General features: G+C 65.0%; 19 protein-coding genes, 2 tRNA genes and 3 rRNA genes. 13 read left to right on the top strand and 11 right to left on the bottom strand.

Annotation, left to right across the window (positions count from 1 at the left end):
* Positions 1-153 precede the first annotated feature (153 nt).
* The gene (locus ACKI2N_RS17225) at positions 154-765 is read left to right on the top strand and encodes a GntR family transcriptional regulator (protein WP_420994502.1); all 612 of its coding nucleotides are present in this window, start codon (positions 154-156) and stop codon (positions 763-765) included.
* On the opposite strand, the gene ACKI2N_RS17220 is transcribed toward ACKI2N_RS17225, so the two are convergent.
* The 7 genes from ACKI2N_RS17220 to ACKI2N_RS17190 form a co-directional block, all read right to left on the bottom strand.
* Positions 762-1,562 (bottom strand): HpcH/HpaI aldolase family protein, encoded by an 801-nt coding sequence (locus ACKI2N_RS17220; protein ID WP_420994338.1) that lies wholly within the window; start codon positions 1,560-1,562, stop codon positions 762-764. The two genes, ACKI2N_RS17225 and ACKI2N_RS17220, sit on opposite strands and share 4 nt — an antisense overlap.
* Positions 1,563-1,576: 14 nt before the next feature.
* The gene (locus ACKI2N_RS17215; protein ID WP_420994337.1) at positions 1,577-2,551 is read right to left on the bottom strand and encodes a Bug family tripartite tricarboxylate transporter substrate binding protein; all 975 of its coding nucleotides are present in this window, start codon (positions 2,549-2,551) and stop codon (positions 1,577-1,579) included.
* Positions 2,552-2,603: 52 nt separating this feature from the next.
* On the bottom strand, positions 2,604-3,494 hold the full coding sequence (locus ACKI2N_RS17210; RefSeq protein ID WP_420994336.1) for an isocitrate lyase/PEP mutase family protein: 891 nt from the start codon (positions 3,492-3,494) through the stop codon (positions 2,604-2,606).
* Positions 3,491-4,453 (bottom strand): SMP-30/gluconolactonase/LRE family protein, encoded by a 963-nt coding sequence (locus tag ACKI2N_RS17205; RefSeq protein ID WP_420994335.1) that lies wholly within the window; start codon positions 4,451-4,453, stop codon positions 3,491-3,493. Before ACKI2N_RS17205 ends, ACKI2N_RS17210 begins: the two co-directional genes overlap by 4 nt.
* A gap of 5 nt (positions 4,454-4,458) precedes the next feature.
* Positions 4,459-5,427, bottom strand: coding sequence for a Bug family tripartite tricarboxylate transporter substrate binding protein (locus tag ACKI2N_RS17200; protein ID WP_420994334.1), 969 nt, complete (start codon positions 5,425-5,427; stop codon positions 4,459-4,461).
* Positions 5,428-5,695: 268 nt separating this feature from the next.
* A complete protein-coding gene (locus ACKI2N_RS17195) occupies positions 5,696-6,499 on the bottom strand; it encodes an alpha/beta hydrolase (RefSeq protein ID WP_426990030.1) in 804 nt (267 codons plus the stop codon).
* 340 nt (positions 6,500-6,839) lie between these two features.
* On the bottom strand, positions 6,840-7,730 hold the full coding sequence (locus tag ACKI2N_RS17190; protein WP_420994332.1) for an AraC family transcriptional regulator N-terminal domain-containing protein: 891 nt from the start codon (positions 7,728-7,730) through the stop codon (positions 6,840-6,842).
* Positions 7,731-7,903: 173 nt separating this feature from the next.
* On the opposite strand from ACKI2N_RS17190, the gene ACKI2N_RS17185 reads away from it, so the two are divergent.
* The gene (locus ACKI2N_RS17185) at positions 7,904-8,698 is read left to right on the top strand and encodes an SDR family NAD(P)-dependent oxidoreductase (protein WP_420994331.1); all 795 of its coding nucleotides are present in this window, start codon (positions 7,904-7,906) and stop codon (positions 8,696-8,698) included.
* A gap of 3 nt (positions 8,699-8,701) precedes the next feature.
* On the opposite strand, the gene ACKI2N_RS17180 is transcribed toward ACKI2N_RS17185, so the two are convergent.
* A complete protein-coding gene (locus ACKI2N_RS17180; protein WP_420994330.1) occupies positions 8,702-8,989 on the bottom strand; it encodes a hypothetical protein in 288 nt (95 codons plus the stop codon).
* Between the two features lie 254 nt (positions 8,990-9,243).
* Between ACKI2N_RS17180 and ACKI2N_RS17175 the strand changes: the two genes are divergently transcribed.
* The gene (locus tag ACKI2N_RS17175; RefSeq protein ID WP_420994329.1) at positions 9,244-9,390 is read left to right on the top strand and encodes a DUF3563 family protein; all 147 of its coding nucleotides are present in this window, start codon (positions 9,244-9,246) and stop codon (positions 9,388-9,390) included.
* Positions 9,391-9,448: 58 nt separating this feature from the next.
* On the opposite strand, the gene ACKI2N_RS17170 is transcribed toward ACKI2N_RS17175, so the two are convergent.
* Positions 9,449-10,108 carry a response regulator transcription factor gene (locus ACKI2N_RS17170; protein WP_420994328.1) on the bottom strand — a complete coding sequence of 220 codons (660 nt, stop codon included), beginning with the start codon at positions 10,106-10,108 and terminating at the stop codon, positions 9,449-9,451.
* A 71-nt stretch (positions 10,109-10,179) separates the two neighbouring features.
* Positions 10,180-11,511 carry a sensor histidine kinase gene (locus ACKI2N_RS17165; protein WP_420994327.1) on the bottom strand — a complete coding sequence of 444 codons (1,332 nt, stop codon included), beginning with the start codon at positions 11,509-11,511 and terminating at the stop codon, positions 10,180-10,182.
* A 160-nt stretch (positions 11,512-11,671) separates the two neighbouring features.
* Between ACKI2N_RS17165 and ACKI2N_RS17160 the strand changes: the two genes are divergently transcribed.
* From ACKI2N_RS17160 to ACKI2N_RS17130, 7 genes are all read left to right on the top strand, one after another.
* A complete protein-coding gene (locus ACKI2N_RS17160; protein ID WP_420994326.1) occupies positions 11,672-12,448 on the top strand; it encodes an enoyl-CoA hydratase in 777 nt (258 codons plus the stop codon).
* Between the two features lie 577 nt (positions 12,449-13,025).
* A 16S ribosomal RNA gene (locus tag ACKI2N_RS17155) occupies positions 13,026-14,557 on the top strand.
* 61 nt (positions 14,558-14,618) lie between these two features.
* Positions 14,619-14,695 (top strand) — tRNA-Ile (locus ACKI2N_RS17150).
* Positions 14,696-14,702: 7 nt separating this feature from the next.
* Positions 14,703-14,778: transfer RNA gene (locus ACKI2N_RS17145), tRNA-Ala, on the top strand.
* A gap of 283 nt (positions 14,779-15,061) precedes the next feature.
* Positions 15,062-17,940 (top strand): 23S ribosomal RNA (locus ACKI2N_RS17140).
* 133 nt (positions 17,941-18,073) lie between these two features.
* Positions 18,074-18,186 (top strand): 5S ribosomal RNA (gene rrf / locus ACKI2N_RS17135).
* Together the 16S, 23S and 5S rRNA genes with 2 tRNA genes alongside form the textbook arrangement of a ribosomal RNA operon.
* Before the next feature lie 337 nt (positions 18,187-18,523).
* Positions 18,524-19,474, top strand: coding sequence for a DUF3047 domain-containing protein (locus ACKI2N_RS17130; protein WP_420996520.1), 951 nt, complete (start codon positions 18,524-18,526; stop codon positions 19,472-19,474).
* Positions 19,475-19,568: 94 nt separating this feature from the next.
* On the opposite strand, the gene ACKI2N_RS17125 is transcribed toward ACKI2N_RS17130, so the two are convergent.
* The gene (locus tag ACKI2N_RS17125) at positions 19,569-20,762 is read right to left on the bottom strand and encodes a M20 aminoacylase family protein (protein WP_420996516.1); all 1,194 of its coding nucleotides are present in this window, start codon (positions 20,760-20,762) and stop codon (positions 19,569-19,571) included.
* Between the two features lie 382 nt (positions 20,763-21,144).
* On the opposite strand from ACKI2N_RS17125, the gene ACKI2N_RS17120 reads away from it, so the two are divergent.
* From ACKI2N_RS17120 to ACKI2N_RS17110, 3 genes are all read left to right on the top strand, one after another.
* Positions 21,145-22,731 carry an ABC transporter substrate-binding protein gene (locus ACKI2N_RS17120; protein WP_420996515.1) on the top strand — a complete coding sequence of 529 codons (1,587 nt, stop codon included), beginning with the start codon at positions 21,145-21,147 and terminating at the stop codon, positions 22,729-22,731.
* Positions 22,732-22,936: 205 nt separating this feature from the next.
* Positions 22,937-23,914, top strand: coding sequence for an ABC transporter permease (locus tag ACKI2N_RS17115; RefSeq protein WP_420996514.1), 978 nt, complete (start codon positions 22,937-22,939; stop codon positions 23,912-23,914).
* A gap of 3 nt (positions 23,915-23,917) precedes the next feature.
* Positions 23,918-24,838, top strand: coding sequence for an ABC transporter permease (locus ACKI2N_RS17110; protein ID WP_420996513.1), 921 nt, complete (start codon positions 23,918-23,920; stop codon positions 24,836-24,838).
* Positions 24,839-24,840 lie beyond the last annotated feature (2 nt).

Raw genomic sequence — 24,840 nt, 5'->3', positions numbered from 1 at the left:
ATCCGTCCCGCATCCGTCCTTCCCGCGCGGCGGCCGGCTCCGTTCGAAGTTAGAATTGCGCCCGTGACAACCGCACCCGCACCTCTCTCCTCCGCCGCCGGCGCGCCCGACGATCCCGGCCCGAGCGCATCCGACACGGTGTTCTTCGGCATCATGAGCGGCCTCGAGCTCGGCAGTTTCGTGCCGGGCCAGCGGCTCGTGGAAGCGGATCTCGCCACGCAGTTCGGCGTGGGCCGCAACTCCGTGCGCGAGGCGCTGCAGCGGCTGGCCGCCGAGGGCATCGTCGAGCTGCCGCGCCACCGCGGCGCGGCGATCCGGCGCCTGAGCCTGCAGGACACGCTCGACGTGCTCGACGTGGCCGAGCGCATGACCGGCCTGCTCGCGCGCGCCGCCGCGCGTGGCAGCGGCGACCGCGCGCATGCGCAGGCCCTGCGCGCGGCCGTGCAGGAACTGGCGAGCGCCGAGAAAGCCGGACCGGCACGCACCGGCGAGGTGTTCTCGAGCGCGCGGCGGCATTTCTATCGCACGCTGCTGGAGATGGGCGGCAACCGCGAACTGCGCCGGCTGTTCCCGACCATCCACATGCCGATCGTGCATGCGCAGCATCGCCTCGCGTCGCTGCCGCAGATGCGGCTGGCCGACTACCGGCGCATCGCCACGGCGGTGCTGGCCGGCAATCCCGACGAGGCCGAAGCCGCCGGCGCCGCGCATGTGCAGAACGTGCGCGCGGCGATTCTGGCCGGGCAGCCTGGCCCGCCCGGCTAGTCCCGCATCGGCGCGAGCGCCGCGCCGAACGCCTTGGCCATGAACTCGCGGTCGGACCCCATGGTGAAGTTGCGCGCGCCGCGCGCGACCCACGCCTGGCGCTCGCGGCGCATGGCCGCCGGTTCGGCGGGACGCAGGCGCGTGACGTAGGGCACCCCGGCCTGCTCGGCGCGCGCCACGAAGGTCTCGAAGATGCCGCTGATCGCAGTGCCGTAGCGGTCGCCGTTGAGACCCATCTCGTGCGCGAGGTCGAAGCGGCCGAGCGCCACCATGTCCACGCCCGGCACCGCCAGGATCGCGTCGAGATCGGCAAGTCCCTGTTCGCTCTCGATCAGCAGCGTCACCAGGATGTTGGCGTTGGACCAGGCCACGTACTGCTCCCATTCGGCGGCGCCGCGGGCGCGCGCGGCACGCACGGTCGGGCATGCGCCGCGCATGCCGCCGTTCTCGCCGACGCGGAACCGCACGGCCGCCACCGCGGCGGCGGCCTGCCCGGCGGTGCGCACGTCAGGCACGTAGACGCCCATCGCGCCGGCCTCCACCGCCTTGCGCAGGCCCGCCGCGCCGTGATCGGGCACCCGCACCACCGGGCAGATGCCGGTCGCTTCGGCCGCGCGGATCAGCTCGACGGTGGCGCCGTGGCCGAACGGGCCATGTTCCTGGTCGAGGATCGCGTAGTCGAAGCCGGCCGCCGCCGCGATCTCCACGCTGTCCGGGCTGGCGGTCTGGATATAGAGGCCCGTGATGCATTCGCCGGCGGCGAGCTTGCGCCGCAAGGGATTGGGTGCGGGATACATTGGCAGGTCTCCTCTTATCGTGCCACCATGCCGACTTCGGCCGCCACGCGGCGAAAGCGCGCGATCTCGTTCTGCTGCAGTTCCTGCATCTGCGCGGGCGTCAGCGGCACGCCCTCGCTGCCCTTGGGCGCGTAGAGCGTGCGGATGGTGGCCTCGCTCGTCATCACCGTGCGGATGGCTTCGCCGAGCTTCGCGCGGATCGGCGCCGGCGTGTCGGCGCGCACGTAGAACGCATTCCAGCTGTATTGCGAGAATTCCGGGATGCCGCTCTCCTTTACGGTCGGAATCGAGGGGAAGTCGGCATGCCGCTTGTCGCCCGTGACCGCCAGCGCGCGCACCTTGCCCGCGCGGATCAGCGTGGAGGCGCCGCCGAGGTCCACCATGCCGAAATCGAGCTGGTTGCCGATGACCTCCGTCATCACCTGCCCTTGGCCCTTGTAAGGAATGTTGTTGAACTTCGCGCCGGCCAGCTTGGCGAGCCAGGCGCCGGTCAGCGCGAGCGTCGGCGAGAACGTGCCCATGTTGAGCGCCGCCGGCGATGCGCGCCCGCTGGCCAGCAGCTCGGCGAAGCTGTTGAGCTTCGATTCGTTGGACACGATGATCACGTTCATGTTGCGGCCGTAGCCGGTCAGCGGCACGAAGTCGCGCATCGGGTCGTACTGGAGGTCGGCGTTGATCGCGGGATTGACGGTCATGGGCCCGATGCTGCCCTGCAGGATCGTGTAGCCGTCCGCGGGCAGCGCCTTCACCGCCATGATGCCGATGGCGCCGTCGGCGCCGGGGCGGTTCTCGACGATGATGGGCTGGCCGAGCATCGGCGACATCTTCTCGGCGTAGAAGCGCGCGCTGGCATCGGCGCCGCTGCCGCCGGTGAACGGCACGATGATGCGCAGTGGGCGGCTGGGCCAGGCGTCGGCCGCGCGCGCCAGGGGCAGGGCGCCCGCGGTGGCGAGCAGCATCGCGCCGCAGAACAGGCGTCTGGTGGTCATGTCTTGTCTCCTCTCGTTCTTTTCTCTGGTTCTTTTGCCCGGCGTTCCTCGCTCAGCTCGTCGAAGGCAGGAACTGGCGCTCGAGCGCCTCCACCTCATCGAAGCCGATCCATTGCTTGAAATCCATCTCGCGCATGGGCGCGATCGGCACGGTCGCCGGCTGCAGGCTGTCGCGCAGCGCGGCGAGGTTGCTGCGCAGCGCGGCGGCCGCGGTCAGCAGCGGCAGCAGCGGGAACGTGCAGATGCCGCCAAGCTGTTCGACCTGCGCGGTGCTCAGGTTGCGCTGGAGCTGGCCCAGCAGCGAGATCGCCAGCGGGCGCTGCGTGGCCTCGCGCAACCGCACCAGGCCTTCGAACGAGTCGAAGCACTTGCTGATCGGCTTGATCACGTCGGCGCCGGCCAGCGCATAGGCCTTGCCGCGCGCGATGGCCTCCTCGGGCGTGCGCGCGTCGGTGCGCGCGATGATCGCCAGCGCCGGGTCGCGCCGCGCCGCCACGGCCGCGCGGATCTTGCCGGCCGCCTCCTCGAGCGGCAGCAGCGAGGTGGCATCGCTGACGGCCGGGCATTTCTTCGGCGAGACCTGGTCCTCGAGCGTGATGGACGCGGCGCCGGCCGCCTCGAACTCATGGACGGTGCGCATCACGTTGATCGCATTGCCGTAACCGGTATCGCAGTCCGCCATCACCGGCACCGGCACGGCCTGGCACACCGCGCGCACCACCGACAGGTTCTCGGTCATCGTGTACAGCTCGGTGTCGGGCATGCCGAGCATCGACGCGGACACGCCGAAGCCGCTCACCACCACGGCGTCGAACCCCGCATCGGCGATCATGCGCGCGCTCAGCGCATCGTAGGCGCCGGGCACCCACAGCGTGCGCCCGGAACTCAGCCGCTGCCGCAGTCGCATGCGGCGCGCGGTCGCGGACGGAAGGTCTTGCATCATGATGTGGTCCCCATGGTGTGGGTGCGCTCGCCCGAAGCCAGCGGCGCGCCCGGTTGATCGATCGTCGCGCGCAGCACCGTGCCGGTCGACGATTCGGTGCAATAGACGGTGCGGCGCTGCGGCCCGCCGAACGCGAGGTTGGTCACCGAGGTGCCCGCCGGGCTGCGGATCACCATCACCGGCTCGGCGCGCGCGTTGAGCACCCACACGTAGCCCAGGCCCGGATTGGCCACCAGCAGCAGGCCGCCGCTCGTCATGGCGAGCCCGTCGGGACCCGCGGGCCCGTACGAGGTGAAGAACACGCCGACCTTCGATACGCCGCCGTCGGCATGCAGCGGCACGCGCCAGACTGCGTTGGCGCGGGTGACGGCCAGGTACAGCACGCGTTCGTCGGGCGACAGGCACACGCCGTTCGGGCTCGGGATGCCGTCGACGAGGACGTCGAGCCGGCCATCCGGCGCGAGGCGGTAGAGCCGCCCGCGCGGGTCGTGCATGCCGGACTGCCCCTGGTCGGTGAAGTACAGGTTGCCGGCCCGGTCGAAGATCAGGTCGTTGAGTCCCTTGAAGCCTTCGCTGTGCCGGCGCGGCAGGTGCGGCGCCACGCTGCCGTCGCGCACGTCGATGAGCACGAGGCCGCGCCGGTAGTCGGCGGCGATCAGGCGATGGTCATCGTAGAACTTGAGCCCGTTGGGCTCGCCATCATATTGCGCGACCAGCGACCATGCGCCCGCCGGCGAGATGCGGAAGATGCGGCCATGCGGTATGTCGCACACGTAGAGATTGCCCGCGCGGTCGAATACCGGCCCCTCGAGAAACGAGTCGACCGGATGGCCGGGGCGGTTGCTCTCGCTCCAGTCGGAGACGGTGTTCGTGCGGAAGCGGTCCGGCATCCGGCTGAAGACGAGCGCCTCGCACACCAGGGGGGCCGGCGCCAGGAGCGTCGCATGCATGCTGTCCATGCCGGTCATTCCGGCTTGATGCCGGCCGCGGCCGCCACGGACTTCCAGCGGCCGACCTCGTTGCGCATGAACGTTGCGAACTCCGCGGCCGGCATGCCGCCGGCGTCGGCGCCGATCGAAGCGTAGTACGCGCGCATGTCCTCTTCTTCCATCGACTTCGCCACTTCTTTCCGCAGGAACGCCACGATTTCCGGCGGCGTTCCCTTCGGCGCGGCGAGGCCGGTCCAGTAGCTCATCTCATAGCGGATGCCCGACTCCTCGAAGGTGGGAACCTGCGGCAGCACCGCGAGCCGGTGCGAGCCGCTGACCGCCAGCGCGCGCAGCTTGCCGCCCTGCACCAGCGCGAGCGCCGACGAGGGCCCGCCCATGCAGATGTCCACGGTCCCCGCGGCCACCGCCGCCACGGCCTCGCCGGCGCCCTTGAAGGGGATGTGGCGCAGCGAGATGCCGGCGGCCTGGGCGAACTGCTCGGTGGCGAAGTGCAGCGAGCTGCCGACGCCGCCGGTGCCGTAGGTCACCTCGCCGGGATGCGCCTTCGCGTAGCGCACGAGTTCGGCCACGGTGGCGAAACGCGTGTTCGGCCCGACCGCCAGCAACGCCGGCGAGACGGAGGTGGTCGTCACCGGCACGAGGTCGTTGGCGTGGTCCCACGTGAGCGTCTTGAAGACATACGGCAGCATGGTGTAGGTGCCGTCGTTCGCCAGCAGCGTGGTGCCGTCGGGCGCCGCCCGGGCGACCTGCGCCGTGCCGATCGTGCCGCTTGCGCCGGCCTTGTTCTCGACGTAGAAGGTGGTGCCGGTCTGGACCGTGAGCTTCTGCGCGACGCGGCGCGTCATCGCGTCCACGCCGCCGCCCGGCGCGTAGGGCACGACGATGCGTACCGGCTTGGAGGGATAGGCCTGGGCCTGTGCGAGCGCGCTTGCGCAGGCCAGCAGCAGCGCGGCCAGATGGCGCGGCCAGCGTGAGGGTGTCACGGTGAAGTCTCCTGTGTTGTGAATGCTTTTGCTTTGGCACGATTATCGAAGCACTTCACAAGGTCCGGCATGCCGGCGGATCCATCGGACTCCACAATGCGGAGTCTTCTGCCGTTTGCGGTTTTTTCTTCCTCCGCCGCGAACCGGACTGGCGGCAGCGTTGTCCGCCCGCGATGCCGGTCCGCGAGCAGCCCCCGGCCGCCGGCGTAAACGCAAGCGGCGCACGGGGGAGAACCCCGTGCGCCGCTTCGCCGTGCCCGCGCCTGGATTACATGGCGTGCTTGGCCGCGTCCTCGATGACGGCGGCGACTTCCTTCGGGCGCGACTCGTAGACCGAGTGGCTGGCGCCGGCAATGACCGTCATGTGGCTGTGCGCGCGCTCGTAGTACCAGCGCTCCAGGTCCGGGTTGATGATCTTGTCGTCGCTGGCGACGATGCCCCAGCTCGGCTTGGTGGTCCACGCGGCGGCCGTCAGCGGCGTGCCGAAGACCTTCGCGGCCGTCAGGATCTGGCCGTGCGCTTCGAACTGGGCCTGCCTGAGCGGCAGGTCGGCGGCGAAGTCTTTCGGGAAGACCGCCGGGTTCAGGTAGGTATAGCCGTCCTCGGTCTTTTCGATCGCGCCGGCCTGCTTTGCGGTGAAGCTGGGCTTGCCCTTGCCGAGCGCGCCTTCGTCCTCGCCGACGTTCGGCGCGTGCGCGGCGACGTAGACCAGCCCGACCACGTTGGGATGGGTGCCGGCTTCCGTGATGATCGAGCCGCCATAGCTGTGGCCCACCAGGATGGTCGGGCCGTTCTGCAGGTCGAGCACGCGCTTGGCCGCGGTGACGTCGTCTTCGAGCGAGGTGAGCGGTTCTTGCACGAGCGTGACGTGGTAGCCGTCCCTGGCCAGGATGTCGTAGACCGGCTTCCAGCCGGACCCGTCCACCCAGGCGCCATGGACCAGGACGATGTTCTTGACCGGCTTGTGTTCCACCTTGGCATCCTGGGCCATTGCGTTCGCCGACGCAAAGAAACAAGCGGACAGTGCCAGGACCGATGCAGCATAAGACGAAATTTTCACGGAAGACTCCATATATCGACAAGGAAAGGATGTGAACCAGACGCGATGTGTGATGGCCGGATGGCCGTCGCGCATGTCAGGCGGGCGGTCCGGGAAATCCGAAGCACTGCCGTGAAAACAATGTAGTCGGGCGCCATCGCGGGGCCTATCCCTACGAGGGGACGGTCCCGCTGAACGATCGTTGCGCTGCCCGATACCTCTGGATGATGCGGCCGCGCGGCCGGCCTCTCGCCGGTATGGCCGGGGACCGGCCCGGCCAGCGGGGAGGGCAGACCGGGGTATGAAGGCCCTATGCGAAGGTGTTATCGCCGGCGCCGGGGATGGCCCGCCGTGTTCAATGGCCCGCCGTCGCTCACGAGGCCCCCGCCCGCAGCGCGGCGACGTCGCGCCGCGGCGGCGAGCCGAACATGCGCGAGTATTCGCGGCTGAACTGCGAGGGGCTTTCATAGCCGACCTGGAACGCGGCGGTCTCGACGTTGGCGGCATCGGCCGCCATCAGGCGGCGCGCTTCCAGCAGGCGCAGCTGCTTCTGGTACTGCAGCGGCGTCATCGAGGTCAGCGCCTTGAACTGCCGGTGGAAGGCCGACGGGCTCATCTGCGCGGCCAGCGCCAGGTCCTCGATGCGCACCGGCTGCGCGAAGCGTTCCCGCAGCGCATGGATGGCGCCGACGACGCGCTGCGCATGGCTGTTGGCCAGCGTCAGCCGCGCGATCTCGCCGCCGTGCGGACCCGTCAGCAGCCAGTAGCTGATCTCGCGCATGAGCAGCGGATGGATCATCGGGATGGCGCGCGGCGTATCGAGCAGGCGCACCATGCGCAGCGCGCAGTCGGCCAGCGGGCCGTCGAAGTCGGTCACGAACACGCCCGCGCGGGCCTCGCCGTGCGCTTGCGGCGGCGCGTCCATCGCTTCCATCACTTCGCGCATGATCGCTAGGTCGAATTCGATGACGATGCCGAGATACGGCTTGCCCGGACTGGCCTCGACGACGCGGCCGAAGGCCGGCGTCTCGATGCTGACGACCAGCGCCTGCCCAGCGCGGTAGTCGAAGCGCTTGTCGCCGAAGGTGGTCCATTTCGCGCCCTGCACGACGATGCAGAGCGCGGGCTTGAAGATCAGGTGGGACGGCTGCTTCTCCCGGTTCGAGCGCAGGATCGCGAGGCCGTCGATGGCCGTGGCGAACGGGCTCGCCCCGGTTTGCGCATCGGTATAGCGGGTGACGGCATCCAGCAGGGCGTCTGACATTGCGGGTCTCTGTTGCGTTTGGTGTTTGGCGCTGGGCTTGGCTTGGCATCCCCGGCCGTTATAGCCACCCGGGCAGGATTAGGCAAGAAACAGGCGAGTTTCGGCATTCAACGCGGACGGTGGCCGGACTACCTTATCACCACGCCAGAACCACTCACTTGCAGGAGCAAGCCATGACTACCGAAACCACCACCGCCGGCATCGCCACCGGTTCACGCGCCCCGGTTGCCATCGTCACCGGCGGCAGCCGCGGCATCGGCCGCAACACGGTACTCAGCCTCGCCAGGCGCGGGGTCGATTCGATCTTCACCTATCACGCCAACCGCGCCGAAGCCGCGCAGGTGAGCGCGGCGGCCGAAGCCCTGGGGCGCAAGGCCATCGCGCTCCAGCTCGACGCCGGCGACAGCGGATCGTTCGACCGCTTCGTGCAGGAGGTCGGGCAGGCACTGGCTGGCCTGGGCGCCACGCGCTTCGACTACCTCGTCAACAATGCCGGCACCTCGCTGCACAACGCCTTCGCGCAGACCACCGAGGATGAGGTGGACAGCATCTACCGCATTCACTTCAAGGGGGTGTTCTTCCTGACGCAGAAGCTGCTGCCGCTCATCAACGACGGCGGGCGCATCGTCAACATTTCTTCGGGGCTGACGCGCGTGGCCTTTCCCGGCGTCGCGGCCTATGCGGCGATGAAGGGCGCGGTCGAAGTGCTGACCCGCTGCATGGCCAAGGAGCTCGGCCCGCGCGGGATCGCCGTCAACACCGTCGCCCCGGGCGCGATCGCCACCGACTTCAGCGGCGGCATGGTGCGCGACAACCCCGAAATGAACAAGCGCGTGGCGGACATCACCGCGCTGGGCCGCGTCGGCGAAGCCGACGACGTCGGCCCGATGATCGCCGCGCTGCTCTCCGGCGACAACCGCTGGGTCAACGCGCAGCGCATCGAGGTCTCGGGCGGCATGGCCATCTAGCGCTCACCGGTGCCAGTAGCCGACGCCGTAGTGCCACGCCCCGTAGGGCGGATACCAGTGGGGACCGTAGTAGCCGACCGCGACCGGCGGCGCACAGACCGGCGCGGCATAGACCGGCGGCGCGTAGACGGGGGGCGGCGCGTAGTAGCCCGGGGCGACGTACATCGGCACCACCGGCACCATCGGCGCGGGCGCGCCCACGGCGACGCCGACGAACACCCGCGCCTGGGCGCCGCTCACGAGGCCGCAAGTCAGTACGGCGGCAACCGCCAGGTTTCGCATGACATTCATGATCCTCTCCTTGCTGGTCGATGCCGCGCGCTGGCCGCATCGGGATGACTGCATTGTGGCCGTCCAGAATGAGGAGAGAATGAGCAGGCGTGAGGGGACGTGAGGCGCGGATGCGGGGTGCGGGCCGGCGCGCGCGGCAGCGCAGGCCGCGCTCATTTTCGTCTCATTCTGGCTGCTTAGCATGGGGTGCACGGACCCCGGCGGCGCAGAACGAACGGCGGCGGGGTCCGGTTCGACACCTACCGGAGACCACCATGTTCGAAGCCCTGATGCTCAAGTTGAATTACTGGATGGAACGCAGCGCGCAGCGCCGCAACGAGGATTGGCTGGCCTCGTCCGACGACGCGGAGGAACTCGACCGCCGTCTGCGCGAGATGGACAGCCGCGGGCGCATCTACTGACGCCCGGCTGCCGTGCGGCCGGCGCCCGACCGGGCCGGCACGGCGGCGCCGCGCCACGCTACGTCGCCGGGATGCTCCAGCCCAGCCCGCGCACGTTGCGGATGACGGTGCTGCCGAACTTGCGGCGGATGCTGTAGATGATGGCGTCGACGGCGTTGCTTTCGACTTCCTCGCCCCAGCCGTACAGCCGCTCCTCGAGCTGCTCGCGCGACAGGATGGCGTTGGGCCGCTCGAGCAGCGCCAGCAGTAGCGCGTACTCGCGGGCGGAGACGTTTTCCGTGTGCCCGTCGAAGCTCAGCTGGCGCGCGTTGATGTCGAGCGTGACCCGGCCGTGGCCGATGGTGGCGCTCGCGAAGCCTGACTTGCGCCGCACCACGGCGCGGATGCGGGCAAGCAGCTCCTTGCTCTCGAAGGGCTTGACGACGTAGTCGTCCGCGCCCAGGTCGAGCCCGGCGACGCGCGTGTCGACATCGTCGCGCGCGGTGATGATCAGGACCGGCGTGGGGTTGTCGTCGCCGCGCAGCCATTGCAGCAGCGCCATGCCATCCATGCCGGGCAGGCCGAGGTCGAGCAGGATGGCGGTGTAGGAGCCGTCCGCGATGGCGGAGCGGCCAAGATCGCCGTTGCGCACCCAGTCGACGCTGCACGACGCATCCTTCAAGGCATGCACCAGGCTTTGGCCGATCTGCGGATCGTCCTCGATCAGCAGGATTCTCATGGCAACGGTCCTCCCTCGGGCGGCGTGGCTGCCGCGTGGGCTCCACGCGGCCAGTGCGGCTGTCAACGCGGCTATTGTATGGGCAGCACGATCCGCGCCACAACGCCCGTGGCGCCATCGGGCCGGCCGGCCAGCGTGACGTGGCCGCCGTGGTTGGCCGCCAGCGTCTGCGCAATGGACAGGCCCAGGCCGCTGCCTTCCTCGTCCGACGCGCTGCCGCGGAAAAAGCGGTCGAACACGCGCGCGAGGTCGGCCGGCGGGATGCCCGGGCCATTGTCCGCCACTTCGATCACCGCGCTGGCGTCCTGGCGCAGCACGCTGACGTCGACGCGGCAGCCCGTCCCGCCGGCGCCGCCGTAGCGGATGGCGTTGTCGATCAGGTTCTTGACCAGCACGCGCAGGTCGGCCTCGGCGCACACCAGCGAGATATCGTCGAGGCGCTCGGCGCCGAGATCGACGCCCCGGTCGATCGCCAGCGGCAGCAGGTCGGCGATGACGTCGGTCACCACCTGCGGCAGGGACACGGCCTGCGGGGCGTTCTGCGCACCGCCCATGTCGGCGCGCGCCAGGCCCAGCAATTGCGAGATCAGCGAAGCGGTGCGCCGGATGCCGCGCTGCAGTTCGTCGAGCCGCTCGCCGCGGTCGGCGGGCGTGGCGTGGCGCAGGTTGTCGACCTGCAACTGCATCGCGGTGATCGGCGTGCGCAGTTCATGCGCGGCGTTGGCGATGAAGCGGCGCTCCGCCTCGATCAGCGTCGACAGCCGGTCCATCATGCGGTTGATCGAATCGAGGAAGGGCCGCAGCTCGTCGGGCGCCTCTTCATCTTCCAGCGGCTGCAGGTGGTTCAGGTCCGCCCGCGCGGCCCGCTGGCCGAGCTGCTCCAGCGGGCGCAGCGACAGGCGCACCGTGATGTGGACGATCAGTACCAGCAGCGGCAGCAGCGCCACCACGGGCAGCGCCGCCCACAGCGCGACGCGCCAGGCGTTGGCGTTGCGCACGCTGCGCTGCTCGGCGATCAGCAGGTATGCGTCGCCGGCCTGCAGAGCGAAGGCGTCCCAGATCTTGCCGCCGGCCTCCAGCGAAGAGAAGCCGGGCCGGGCCCGGGGCAGCGTCACGCCGGGGTCGCTGGTGTGGCCGGGGCGCGCGCCGTCGCCGGGGCCCCACACCTGCACCACCACGTTCTTGGCCGGCATCGGCGCGCCGTCCGGCCGCGTCGGCGGCACGGCCGGGGTGGGGCGGACGGCCGCGGCGGCTTCCTGGAGGTCGTCGTTGAACTGGTTGCCCAGGCTGTGCACGACCAGGTAGGCCCCGAGCGCCCCCAGCAGGCCAACCAGCAACGCGAGACTGCCGAGCGCCGCGCTGAGGCGGCGGTGCAACGATCTGGCGACAAACGGGTTGGCCATTGCGGGCTCCGGTCGGGACGATGGGGCGAGTGTGCCTCAGCCGCCGGCGGGTGCCAACCTGGCCGCATGGCGGTCCCGCCCCATATATAGCCAGCGGTTGCCAGAGCGGGTATCGTCTCGCGGACGACTGATATCGATCCACTTCAAACGAGGAGAAGACATGCCGTACGAGAACATTCTGGTCGAGACCCGCGGGCGCGTCGGCCTGGTGACCCTGAACCGCCCGAAGGCGCTGAATGCGCTCAACGACGCGCTGATGGACGAGCTGGGCGCAGCCCTGGCGGCCTTCGACGCCGACGAGGCCATCGGCAGCATCGTGATTACCGGCAGCGAGCGCGCCTTTGCCGCCGGTGCCGATATCGGCATGATGGCCAAGTACTCCTATATGGATGCGTACAAGGGCGACTACATCACGCGCAACTGGGAAACCATCCGCCGCATCCGCAAGCCGGTGATTGCGGCGGTCGCCGGCTATGCGCTGGGCGGCGGCTGCGAGCTGGCGATGATGTGCGACATCATCATCGCGGCGGACAGCGCCCGCTTCGGCCAGCCGGAAGTGAAGCTCGGCACCATGCCCGGCGCCGGCGGCACGCAGCGCCTGCCGCGCGCGGTGTCCAAGGCCAAGGCCATGGACCTGTGCCTGACCGCGCGCATGATGGATGCGGCGGAAGCCGAGCGCGCCGGCCTGGTGTCGCGCGTGGTGGCTGCCGACAAGCTGCTCGAGGAAGCCGTGGGCGCGGCCGAGACCATCGCCGGCTTTTCGTTGCCGGTGGTCATGATGATCAAGGAATCGGTCAATGCCGCCTACGAGACCAGCCTGTCCGAGGGCGTGCATCTGGAGCGGCGCCTGTTCCACTCGACCTTCGCGACCGAGGATCAAAAGGAAGGCATGGCTGCTTTTGTGGAGAAAAGAGCCCCCGCGTTCAAGCATCGCTGAATCTTGATAGGGGAATACCCGAGTAACTCCATCGGGTATTCATGTCGCCGTTCTTTTAAGAAATACGGTATTTCCCTTAAAGATCAACGGCTTGATTCGTCCCGCCTCGGCCTGTTTTCACATTTGCGTAACAAATCGATTGCCAAGGTTGGATGCCTCCCTTAATATTCGCTCCCTCGCAACACGAAGCGCGCTGCAAAGCAGACGGGACAAGGGTTGCGGGGTTGATGGGGGAGGTTGGCGGCGCGGAAGGCGCGGCTGGCTGGAGCAAAAAAAGATTGCGAAACCTGTTGACGAAACGTAGAAAGTTCTTCATAATCTCGTTTCTCTGCTGCTGACAACGAAGCAGCGACGCGGTAAGCAAAGCGAACCGCGGTGCGTTCTTTAACAAACAAACAACCGATAAGTGTGGGCGCTTGATAGCGGATGCCCGGTGCGTAACAGCGCCGGAGCTTACAAGTTATAAAGTGCTCGCACAGTAAAACATGTTCGGTTCTTCTTCGGAGGGATCGAGTCAGTTTTCTGAGAGTGAGCGACCGCTCGAAAGAGCGAGACCCTTTTGGGTCACACAGGTATTGAACTGAAGAGTTTGATCCTGGCTCAGATTGAACGCTGGCGGCATGCCTTACACATGCAAGTCGAACGGCAGCACGGGAGCAATCCTGGTGGCGAGTGGCGAACGGGTGAGTAATACATCGGAACGTGCCCTGTCGTGGGGGATAACTAGTCGAAAGATTAGCTAATACCGCATACGACCTGAGGGTGAAAGCGGGGGACCGCAAGGCCTCGCGCGATAGGAGCGGCCGATGTCTGATTAGCTAGTTGGTGAGGTAAAGGCTCACCAAGGCGACGATCAGTAGCTGGTCTGAGAGGACGATCAGCCACACTGGGACTGAGACACGGCCCAGACTCCTACGGGAGGCAGCAGTGGGGAATTTTGGACAATGGGGGCAACCCTGATCCAGCAATGCCGCGTGTGTGAAGAAGGCCTTCGGGTTGTAAAGCACTTTTGTCCGGAAAGAAATCCTCTGGGTTAATACCTCGGGGGGATGACGGTACCGGAAGAATAAGCACCGGCTAACTACGTGCCAGCAGCCGCGGTAATACGTAGGGTGCGAGCGTTAATCGGAATTACTGGGCGTAAAGCGTGCGCAGGCGGTTTTGTAAGACAGGCGTGAAATCCCCGAGCTCAACTTGGGAATGGCGCTTGTGACTGCAAGGCTAGAGTATGTCAGAGGGGGGTAGAATTCCACGTGTAGCAGTGAAATGCGTAGAGATGTGGAGGAATACCGATGGCGAAGGCAGCCCCCTGGGACGTCACTGACGCTCATGCACGAAAGCGTGGGGAGCAAACAGGATTAGATACCCTGGTAGTCCACGCCCTAAACGATGTCAACTAGTTGTTGGGGATTCATTTCTTCAGTAACGTAGCTAACGCGTGAAGTTGACCGCCTGGGGAGTACGGTCGCAAGATTAAAACTCAAAGGAATTGACGGGGACCCGCACAAGCGGTGGATGATGTGGATTAATTCGATGCAACGCGAAAAACCTTACCTACCCTTGACATGCCACTAACGAAGCAGAGATGCATTAGGTGCTCGAAAGAGAAAGTGGACACAGGTGCTGCATGGCTGTCGTCAGCTCGTGTCGTGAGATGTTGGGTTAAGTCCCGCAACGAGCGCAACCCTTGTCTCTAGTTGCTACGAAAGGGCACTCTAGAGAGACTGCCGGTGACAAACCGGAGGAAGGTGGGGATGACGTCAAGTCCTCATGGCCCTTATGGGTAGGGCTTCACACGTCATACAATGGTGCGTACAGAGGGTTGCCAACCCGCGAGGGGGAGCTAATCCCAGAAAACGCATCGTAGTCCGGATCGTAGTCTGCAACTCGACTACGTGAAGCTGGAATCGCTAGTAATCGCGGATCAGCATGCCGCGGTGAATACGTTCCCGGGTCTTGTACACACCGCCCGTCACACCATGGGAGTGGGTTTTGCCAGAAGTAGTTAGCCTAACCGCAAGGAGGGCGATTACCACGGCAGGGTTCATGACTGGGGTGAAGTCGTAACAAGGTAGCCGTATCGGAAGGTGCGGCTGGATCACCTCCTTTCTAGAGCGTGCAGAAGTTGTTGAGCGTTCACACTTATCGGTTTGTTTGGTGTTACAGCCAAGGGTCTGTAGCTCAGGTGGTTAGAGCACCGTCTTGATAAGGCGGGGGTCGTAGGTTCAAGTCCTACCAGACCCACCAAGTTATCGGGGGATTAGCTCAGCTGGGAGAGCACCTGCTTTGCAAGCAGGGGGTCGTCGGTTCGATCCCGTCATCCTCCACCACTACCTTGGGTTGGTCAGTCCAAAGGCAAGCGCTTTGAGAGAAAAGCGTTTGCCTTTGGCTTTGCCAAGACGATGGAAACATCGGCTGTTCTTTAACAATATGGGATGTAGTAAAGGTGTCGTGAGCGTTGATGAGACGCTGCAGTACAACACGATACCGGGTTGTGATTGTATCAACCGAAATGTATTTAAGTGATCGAAAGATGACTTGGAATACGGCACAAATGCGAGAACTCATCCTGTAGCGATGCGTGGCTCGAAGTTTGAGACACACTCGTTATAGGGTCAAGCGAACAAGTGCATGTGGTGGATGCCTTGGCGATCACAGGCGATGAAGGACGCGGTAGCCTGCGAAAAGCTTCGGGGAGCTGGCAAACAAGCTTTGATCCGGAGATGTCCGAATGGGGAAACCCGGCCCGCATGGGTCATCCCTGACTGAATACATAGGTCAGGGAAGCGAACGCGGCGAACTGAAACATCTAAGTAGCTGCAGGAACAGAAATCAACCGAGATTCCCAAAGTAGTGGCGAACGAAATGGGAAGAGCCTTGTACTCTTTAGCAGTGTTGTTAGCAGAACGGTCTGGAAAGGCCGGCCATAGCAGGTGATAGCCCTGTATGCGAAAACAGCGTTGTGGAACTAGGTGTACGACAAGTAGGGCGGGACACGTGAAATCCTGTCTGAAGATGGGGGGACCATCCTCCAAGGCTAAATACTCGTGATCGACCGATAGTGAACCAGTACCGTGAGGGAAAGGCGAAAAGAACCCCGGGAGGGGAGTGAAATAGATCCTGAAACCGCATGCATACAAACAGTCGGAGCCTGGAAACGGGTGACGGCGTACCTTTTGTATAATGGGTCAGCGACTTACATTCAGTGGCAAGCTTAACCGATTAGGGAAGGCGTAGCGAAAGCGAGTCCGAACAGGGCGTTCAGTCGCTGGGTGTAGACCCGAAACCAGACGATCTATCCATGGCCAGGTTGAAGGTGCGGTAACACGTACTGGAGGACCGAACCCACTAACGTTGAAAAGTTAGGGGATGAGCTGTGGATAGGGGTGAAAGGCTAAACAAGTCTGGAAATAGCTGGTTCTCTCCGAAAACTATTTAGGTAGTGCCTCGTGTCTCACCTTCGGGGGTAGAGCACTGTCATGGTTGGGGGGTCTATTGCTGATTACCCCGCCATAGCAAACTCCGAATACCGAAGAGTGCAATCACGGGAGACAGACATCGGGTGCTAACGTCCGGTGTCAAGAGGGAAACAACCCAGACCGCCAGCTAAGGTCCCTAAGATTGGCTAAGTGGGAAACGAAGTGGGAAGGCTAAAACAGTCAGGAGGTTGGCTTAGAAGCAGCCACCCTTTAAAGAAAGCGTAATAGCTCACTGATCGAGTCGTCCTGCGCGGAAGATGTAACGGGGCTAAGCCAGTCACCGAAGCTGCGGACGCACGCAAGTGCGTGGTAGGAGAGCGTTCTGTAAGCCTGTGAAGGTGTCTTGTAAAGGATGCTGGAGGTATCAGAAGTGCGAATGCTGACATGAGTAGCGATAAAGGGGGTGAAAAGCCCCCTCGCCGTAAGCCCAAGGTTTCCTACGCAACGTTCATCGGCGTAGGGTGAGTCGGCCCCTAAGGCGAGGCAGAGATGCGTAGCTGATGGGAAGCAGGTTAATATTCCTGCACCGTCGTATGATGCGATGGGGGGACGGATCGCGGAAGGTTGTCCGGGTGTTGGAAGTCCCGGTCCCTGCATTGGAGAAGGCGCTTAGGCAAATCCGGGCGCGGAATTCAAGGATGCGGGGCGAGCGGCCTAGTGCTGCGAAGCAATTGGAAGTGGTTCCAAGAAAAGCCTCTAAGCTTCAGTCATACGAGACCGTACCGCAAACCGACACAGGTGGGCGAGATGAGTATTCTAAGGCGCTTGAGAGAACTCGGGAGAAGGAACTCGGCAAATTGGTACCGTAACTTCGGGATAAGGTACGCCCTTGTAGCTTGACTGGCCTGCGCCAGGAGGGTGAAGGGGTTGCAATAAAATGGTGGCTGCGACTGTTTAATAAAAACACAGCACTCTGCAAACACGAAAGTGGACGTATAGGGTGTGACGCCTGCCCGGTGCCGGAAGATTAAATGATGGGGTGCAAGCTCTTGATTGAAGTCCCGGTAAACGGCGGCCGTAACTATAACGGTCCTAAGGTAGCGAAATTCCTTGTCGGGTAAGTTCCGACCTGCACGAATGGCGTAACGATGGCCACACTGTCTCCTCCCGAGACTCAGCGAAGTTGAAGTGTTTGTGATGATGCAATCTCCCCGCGGCTAGACGGAAAGACCCCATGAACCTTTACTGTAGCTTTGCATTGGACTTTGAACCGATCTGTGTAGGATAGGTGGGAGGCTTTGAAGCGTGGACGCTAGTCTGCGTGGAGCCGTCCTTGAAATACCACCCTGGTTTGTTTGAGGTTCTAACCTTGGCCCGTGAATCCGGGTCGGGGACAGTGCATGGTAGGCAGTTTGACTGGGGCGGTCTCCTCCCAAAGTGTAACGGAGGAGTTCGAAGGTACGCTTGGTACGGTCGGACATCGTACCTAAAGTGCAATGGCAAAAGCGTGCTTAACTGCGAGACCGACAAGTCGAGCAGGTGCGAAAGCAGGACATAGTGATCCGGTGGTTCTGAATGGAAGGGCCATCGCTCAACGGATAAAAGGTACTCTGGGGATAACAGGCTGATACCGCCCAAGAGTTCATATCGACGGCGGTGTTTGGCACCTCGATGTCGGCTCATCTCATCCTGGGGCTGTAGCCGGTCCCAAGGGTATGGCTGTTCGCCATTTAAAGAGGTACGTGAGCTGGGTTTAAAACGTCGTGAGACAGTTTGGTCCCTATCTGCCGTGGGCGTTGGAATCTTGACGGGGGCTGCTCCTAGTACGAGAGGACCGGAGTGGACGTACCGCTGGTGTACCTGTTGTCTCGCCAGAGGCATCGCAGGGTAGCTATGTACGGAAGAGATAACCGCTGAAAGCATCTAAGCGGGAAACTCGCCTGAAGATGAGGATTCCCTGGAGGCTTGACCTCCTTGAAGGGTCGTTCGAGACCAGGACGTTGATAGGCTGGGTGTGGAAGCGCAGTAATGCGTTAAGCTAACCAGTACTAATTGCCCGTAAGGCTTGATCCTATAACCAGTGTGTTTCTGCCTGGTTGAGTGTATCGCGTGCCGCTGCCCAGCAGCTTGGCCGATACAAGACACAACCTGACTACATCCCTATTTGCTGTGTTGGCCAGTTCGCCAGCACGGCACACCGTTTATGCCTGGTGACCATAGCGAGTTGGAACCACCCCTTCCCATCCCGAACAGGACCGTGAAACGACTCCGCGCCGATGATAGTGCGGATACCCGTGTGAAAGTAGGTAATCGCCAGGCTCTCCCTTGAAACCCCTCAGTACCTCCTACTGGGGGGTTTTGCTTTTTATGGCGCGTAAATTCCTGCGCCGTACATCGCACTTCTCCCTCGCCCGCTCGGGGCGATGCGCCTGAGCCGCTGCCCGACTGTCGCGTTTGTCCGTCAGAACGATCGTCTCAGGGTACTGGAGCCTTCCTTCCCCCATATCGTTCTGTTACCGTAGCCCCCAAGCGCGGATCGGGAAACTGCGTGAAGCAGTTCGATGCATTGCGCAGTTCGAAAGATTGTCGAGAAAACCAAGGCCAGGCCGCGCCCATGCGCGTCGCGGCAGGCCGCGGGATCCAGTTCGGGGGAACGATGGCGGCCAGATTTTGCCTGCCGGCACTGACCGGCGTGGTAGGCGCGCTCATTTTGGCGGGTTGCGGCACATTGGGAACGGCTCCGGCGGAGCAGGCCGCGGCCGTGGAGTCGGGGCCCGGCGCCATTGCCGCTCTGTCGTCGACCGATTGCGGCCGTTTCGCGGCCCATATCGAAGCGCTCAAGCAGGCCAATCCGCCCGAGGCGGGCATCCCGGCCGATCGTCCGCCCGAGAAGCTGATGGCCGCCAACGCTGCCGGCGCCGAAGGCGAATCCCTCACCGATGCTGCCGAGCCGCCCTTGCTGGCGCGCCTGCCGCTGTTTTCCGCGGCGCCAGCCGGCCGCGGCGAGCCGCCGGGATGGCAACCCTGGACCGTCAACCGCAACAAGATTCCCACGCGCTATGCGCTCACGGAAGTCGATCAACGCGTCGTGTTGCACGCAGAAGCCGACAGTTCGGCGTCCGGCCTGTACGTGCCGCTGACCAGCCGCGATCCCGGCGTGCTCAACTGGACCTGGAAAACGCGCGATGTGATCCGCACCGCCGACAACTCCCAGGCGCCGCGCGAGGACTCGCCGCTGCGCATCTTCGTGGCGTTCGACGGCGATAAGGGCAGCCTGTCGCTCAAGGACCAGCTGATGTACGAAATGGCGCGGCTGACCACCGGGCGCGAAATGCCCTACGCCACGCTGATGTACGTCTGGGGCAGCCGCAAGCCGGAAGGCACCGTGGTCTCGAACCCTCACACGGAGCGGGTGCGCATGATCGTGGTCGATTCCGGCACCGCGCATACCAACGAATGGCGCTGCCACCGCCGCGACCTGCGCGAGGACTACCGCAAGGCCTTCGGCACCGATCCCGGCAAGGTGCTGGCGATCGGCATCATGACTGACACGGACAACACCAAGAGCCATGCCGAGAGCTGGTACGGCGACATCGCGCTCGAGTGAGGCCGTTCGCGCGGCAAAACACCGCAAAACCCCGCATCGCAAAGCCAAAGCGCCGGAAGTCCTCCGGCGCTTTTTTATGCCTGCCTGAATGCGCTCAGGCGGGGGCCAGCCACTTCTCCACCAGCTTGACGAAGAAGGTGGAGCCTACCGGCAGGATCTCGTCGTTGAAGTCATAGCTGGGGTTATGCAGCATGCAGGGGCCGAGGCCATGGCCGGACTCGCGGTGCACGCCTTCGCCGTTGCCGATGAACAGGTAGCAGCCGGGCTTTTCCTGCAGCATGAAGGAAAAATCCTCGGCGCCCATGGTCGGCTCGTACTTGCCGTCGACATTGTCCGCGCCCACCAGCTCGGCGGCGACTTCGACCGCGAACGCGGTCTCCGCCTCGCTGTTGACCGTGGGCGGATAGTTGCGGCGGAATTCGAAATCGACGGTGCAATCGAACGCGCTGGCCACGGCGCGGGAAACCTCCTCCATGCGGCGCTCGATCAGGTCCAGCACCGGCAGCGTGAAGGTGCGCACCGTGCCGCCGATCCAGGCCTGGTCGGGCACGATGTTGGTGGCATCGCCGCCGTGGAACTGGGTGACCGAAATCACCGCGGCGTCGATCGGGCGCTTGTTGCGCGTGATGATGCCCTGCAGCGCGGAGACGATCTGCGCGCCGGTGAAGACCGGATCGTTGCCGTTGTGCGGCAGCGCGGCGTGCGCGCCCTTGCCGCGCACGACGATGCGGAACTCGTTGCTCGACGCCATGAACGGTCCCGGCGTGGTGCCGAACGAGCCTGCCGGCATGCCGGGCCAGTTGTGCATGCCGAACACGGCGTCGCACGGGAAGCGTTCGAACAGGCCGTCCTTGATCATCTCGCGCGCGCCGCCGCCGCCTTCCTCGGCCGGCTGGAAGATCAGGTTGACGGTGCCGTCGAAATTGCGGTGCTCGGCCAGGTAGCGGGCCGCGCCCAGCAGCATGGTGGTGTGGCCATCGTGGCCGCAGGCGTGCATGCGGCCGTCGTGCTGCGAGCGGTGGCCGAAGGTGTTCGCTTCCTGCAGCGGCAGCGCGTCCATGTCCGCGCGCAGGCCGATGCTGCGCCCGCTGTTGCCGTTGCGGATGACGCCGACCAGCCCGGTGGTGCCGAGCCCGCGATGGACCTCGATGCCCCACGCGGCGAGGTTCCGCGCCACCACGTCGGACGTCCGCTGTTCCTTGAAGCACAGCTCGGGATGGGCGTGGATGTCGCGTCGGATGGCGCGCATTTCGGATTGCGCGTTAAGGATTTCGGGGAGAAGAGTCATGATGCCGGTTTGCCAGTGTGGGCGGTTGGATATCCGGATCATACGACGCCTGCGGACAAAGCGCCAAAGCGGCCGGCTGGCCGGAGCGCCCGCGCCGGGCGCCGCGCCGGCCACGCCGGGCCGCATCGGAGGCCGCATCGGAGGCCTCACTGGGCCGCGTCGGGGTCATATCGCGGTCGACCACGGGCCACCTCCAGGCCGCGGGGGTTTCCCCGCATTGCCCCGCGTAGCCCACTGCTGGAACAGTTCATGCTTGATGTGCCTGCCCGGCAACGCTGCCGCATCCGCCGTCCCGCGGCCGCACCAAAATGCGGCGCGGTGGCCGGTGCGCTTCGCTGTCCCAACAGTCGTTTGCTAGATTACTTCCCTGGAGAGTTGCGCGATGTCCCTTCGCACATGCAAGAAGGCATTTGGTGCCATGGTGGTGGCCGCGGTCATGGGCTTCGGTCTTGCCGGCCAGGCCCAGGCAGTGGATTTCAAGCTGGCCATGAGTTCGCCGCCGACCTCGATGGATCCGCATTTCTATAACCTGTTCTCCAACATCAACGTCTCCGAGCACGTCTTCGAGTGCCTGGTGAAGATGGACGCGGACAGCAAGATCATCCCGGGCCTCGCCGAGTCCTGGAAACTGGTCAACAACCTGACCTGGGAATTCAAGATCCGCAAGGGCGTGAAGTTCCACGACGGCTCGGAGCTGACCACCGACGACATCGTCTGGTCGCTCGACCGCCCGGCCACCATCCAGAACAGCCCCGGCAAGTTCGACGTCTACACCAAGGCGATCATCAACAAGAAGGTGATCGACAAGTACACCATCCAGCTCACCACCAACGCGCCCTACCCGCTGATGCTGAACGACCTGACGTCGATCTTCGTCGTGCAGAAGAAGGCCACGCAGGGCCTGACCTCGGACGATTTCGCGCAAGGCAAGGGCATGATCGGCACCGGCCCGTTCAAGTTCGTCAGCTACGCGCGCGACGACCGGGTCGAACTGGTCAAGAACCCCGACTACTGGGGGCCGAAGCCGGCCTGGGACAAGGTGACGCTGCGCTTCATCCCGAACCCGGCCACGCGCATGGCGGCGCTGCTGTCGGGCGACGTGCAGGCCATCGAGAACGTGCCGACGCCGGACCTGCCGCAGGTGCGCAAGGACCCCAAGCTGAACTTCTTCTCCAAGATCTCGCACCGCGTGATCTACCTGTATACGGATGACAAGCACGACAAGTCGCCGTTCGTCACGACCAGGGACGGCGCGCCGATGGACAAGAACCCGCTCAAGGACACGCGGGTGCGCACCGCCATCAGCATGGCCATCAACCGCCAGGGCATCAAGGACCGGCTGATGGAGGGCCTGTCCGAGCCCACCAACAACCTGGTGCCGCCCACGCTGTTCGGCTACAACCCGAACCTGAAGACGGTCAAGTACGACCCCGAAGGCGCCAAGAAGCTGCTGGCCGAGGCGGGCTACCCGAACGGCTTTGGCATCACGCTGCACACGCCGAACAACCGCTACGTCAACGACGAGAAGATCGCCCAGACCATCGCCCAGAACCTGACCCGCATCGGCATCGCGACCAAGGTGGAAGGCATGCCGATGGCGACCTACTCGGCCAAGGGCATCAAGCACGAGTTCTCGTTCGGCCTGCTGGGCTGGGGCGCGCAAACCGGCGAAGTGAGCTCGCCGCTGCGCGCGCTGCTGGCCTGCGAGGATGCCAAGAAGGGCTTCGGCACCGTCAACTGGGGCGAATACTGCAATCCGAAGATGGACGTGGTGCTGGAAAAGGCCCTGTCCACCGTGGATGACGGCGAGCGCTCCAAGCTGCTGCAGGAAGCCACCGCGATCGCCATCAACGATGGCGGTATCATCCCCATCCATCAACAGGTGACGACCTGGGCCACCCAGAAGGGCATCACCTACGTGCCGCGTACCGACGAACGGACGTACGCGCACAATTTCCGGCCGCAGTGACGTGGCGGCGGGGCGCGCTCCAGGGCACGCTCCCGCGGCACGGTAATGTCGGCTTTTGCCGGCAGGCGCCCGCGGTCTGGGCGGGCGCCTGCCGCAGAATCATCCCCGGACGGTAGCCGGGCCTAGCCACAAGCCGACTGCCGGTGCAGCCACGCGGTGCCCGACCGGCGCCGTGGCAACCACCGGCGAAGGGAAGCTTCCGAACATGCTGGTTTTCATCATCCGGCGCCTGATGCAGAGCGTGGTCGTGCTCTTCGTCATGTCGCTGCTCGTTTTTCTCGGCGTCTTCGCCATCGGCAACCCGGTCGACATCCTGATCAATCCGCAGGCCGACCAGGAAGACATCAAGCGCACCATCGCGGCGCTCGGGCTCGACAAGCCCCTCTGGGAACAATACTGGATCTTCCTGCGCAACGCGCTGCACGGCGACCTGGGCATCTCGTTCGCGCACGGCACCCCCGCGCTCAAGCTGATCTTCGAGCGCATGCCGGCCACCATGGAGCTGGCGATCTGCGCCATCCTGCTGGCGGTGCTGCTCGGCATCCCGCTCGGCCTGTGGGCCGGCCTGCGCCCGAACGGCGTGGCGGGCAAGACCATCATGGGCGTGTCCATCCTCGGCTTCTCGCTGCCCACCTTCTGGGTGGGGCTGATGCTGATCATGGTGTTCGCCGTGCAGCTCGGCTGGCTGCCGTCCAACGGCCGCGGCGAGACCGTGTCGCTGCTCGGCATCCCGGTCAGCTTCCTCACCGTGGACGGGCTGCGCCACCTGCTGCTGCCCGCGGTGACGCTGTCGCTGCTCAATATCGCCATGGTGATCCGGCTCACGCGCGCCGGCACGCAGGAGGCCATGCTGCAGGACTACGTCAAGTTCGCGCGCGCCAAGGGGCTGTCCAACACCCGCATCGTCGGCGTGCACGTGCTCAAGAACATCATGATCCCGATCGTCACCGTGATCGCGCTGCAGTTCGGCTCGATCATCGCGTTCGCCATCGTGACCGAATCGATCTTCGCCTGGCCGGGCATGGGCAAGCTGATCATCGACTCCATCCAGTTGCTCGACCGCCCCGTGATCGTGGCCTACCTGATGGTGATCGTGACGCTGTTCATCCTGATCAACCTGTTCGTGGACATCATCTACAGCGTGCTCGATCCGCGCGTGCGTATCGCCGACAACAAGGGCTGAGCCATGACAACCGCAACCGAAACCACCGCGGCGCCGGCGCCGCGCGCCGAGCAGACCCCGCTGCGGCGCTTCGCCAGCCAGTTCTTCTCCAGCAAGATCGCCGTCACCGGCCTGGTGCTGCTGGTCATCGTCGTGCTGATCGCGCTGTTCGCGCCGTGGCTGTCGCCGCAGAACCCGTACGACCTGGCCACGCTCGACGTGCTCGACGCGCGGCTGGCCCCCGGCGAGCAGTCCGCCGCCGGCATGACCTTCCTGCTCGGCTCGGACGAGCAGGGCCGCGACATCCTCTCGGCGGTCATGTACGGCCTGCGCATCAGCATCGGCGTGGGCGTGGTCAGCACCGTGATCGCGCTGCTGCTGGGCGCCACGCTGGGACTGATCGCAGGTTTCCTCGGCGGGCGCGTCGAGGCCCTCATCATGCGCGTGGCCGACCTGCAGCTGTCGTTCCCGCCGATCCTGCTGGCGCTGATCCTGCTGGCCTTCCTGCGCCCCGGCATCGGCAACATCGTGATCGCGCTGGTGGCGGTGCAGTGGGCCTACTACGCCCGCACCACCCGCAGCGCCGCGCTGGTGGAGCGCCGCAAGGAATACATCGAGGCCGCCACCTGCCTGGGCCTGCCGCCGGGGCGGATCATGTTTCGCCACCTGCTGCCCAACTGCCTGCCGCCGCTGATCGTGATCGCGGCGCTGCAGGTGGCCTCGGCCATCACGCTGGAAGCCACGCTGTCCTTCCTCGGCCTGGGCGTGCCCATCACCGAGCCGTCGCTGGGCTCGCTGATCGCCAACGGCCAGCAGTACATGCTGTCCGGCAAGTACTGGATCAGCTTCTTCCCCGGCATCGCGCTGGTGGTCACCATCGTGGCCATGAACCTGGTCGCCGACCAGCTGCGCGACGTCCTCAATCCGCGCCTGCAGACGCAGTAACG

Source organism: Cupriavidus sp. 30B13 (assembly GCF_049059565.2).
Classification (GTDB): domain Bacteria; phylum Pseudomonadota; class Gammaproteobacteria; order Burkholderiales; family Burkholderiaceae; genus Cupriavidus.
The sequence above is the reverse complement of the archived record's forward strand: the minus strand, read 5'-3'. Positions and strand labels throughout refer to the sequence as shown.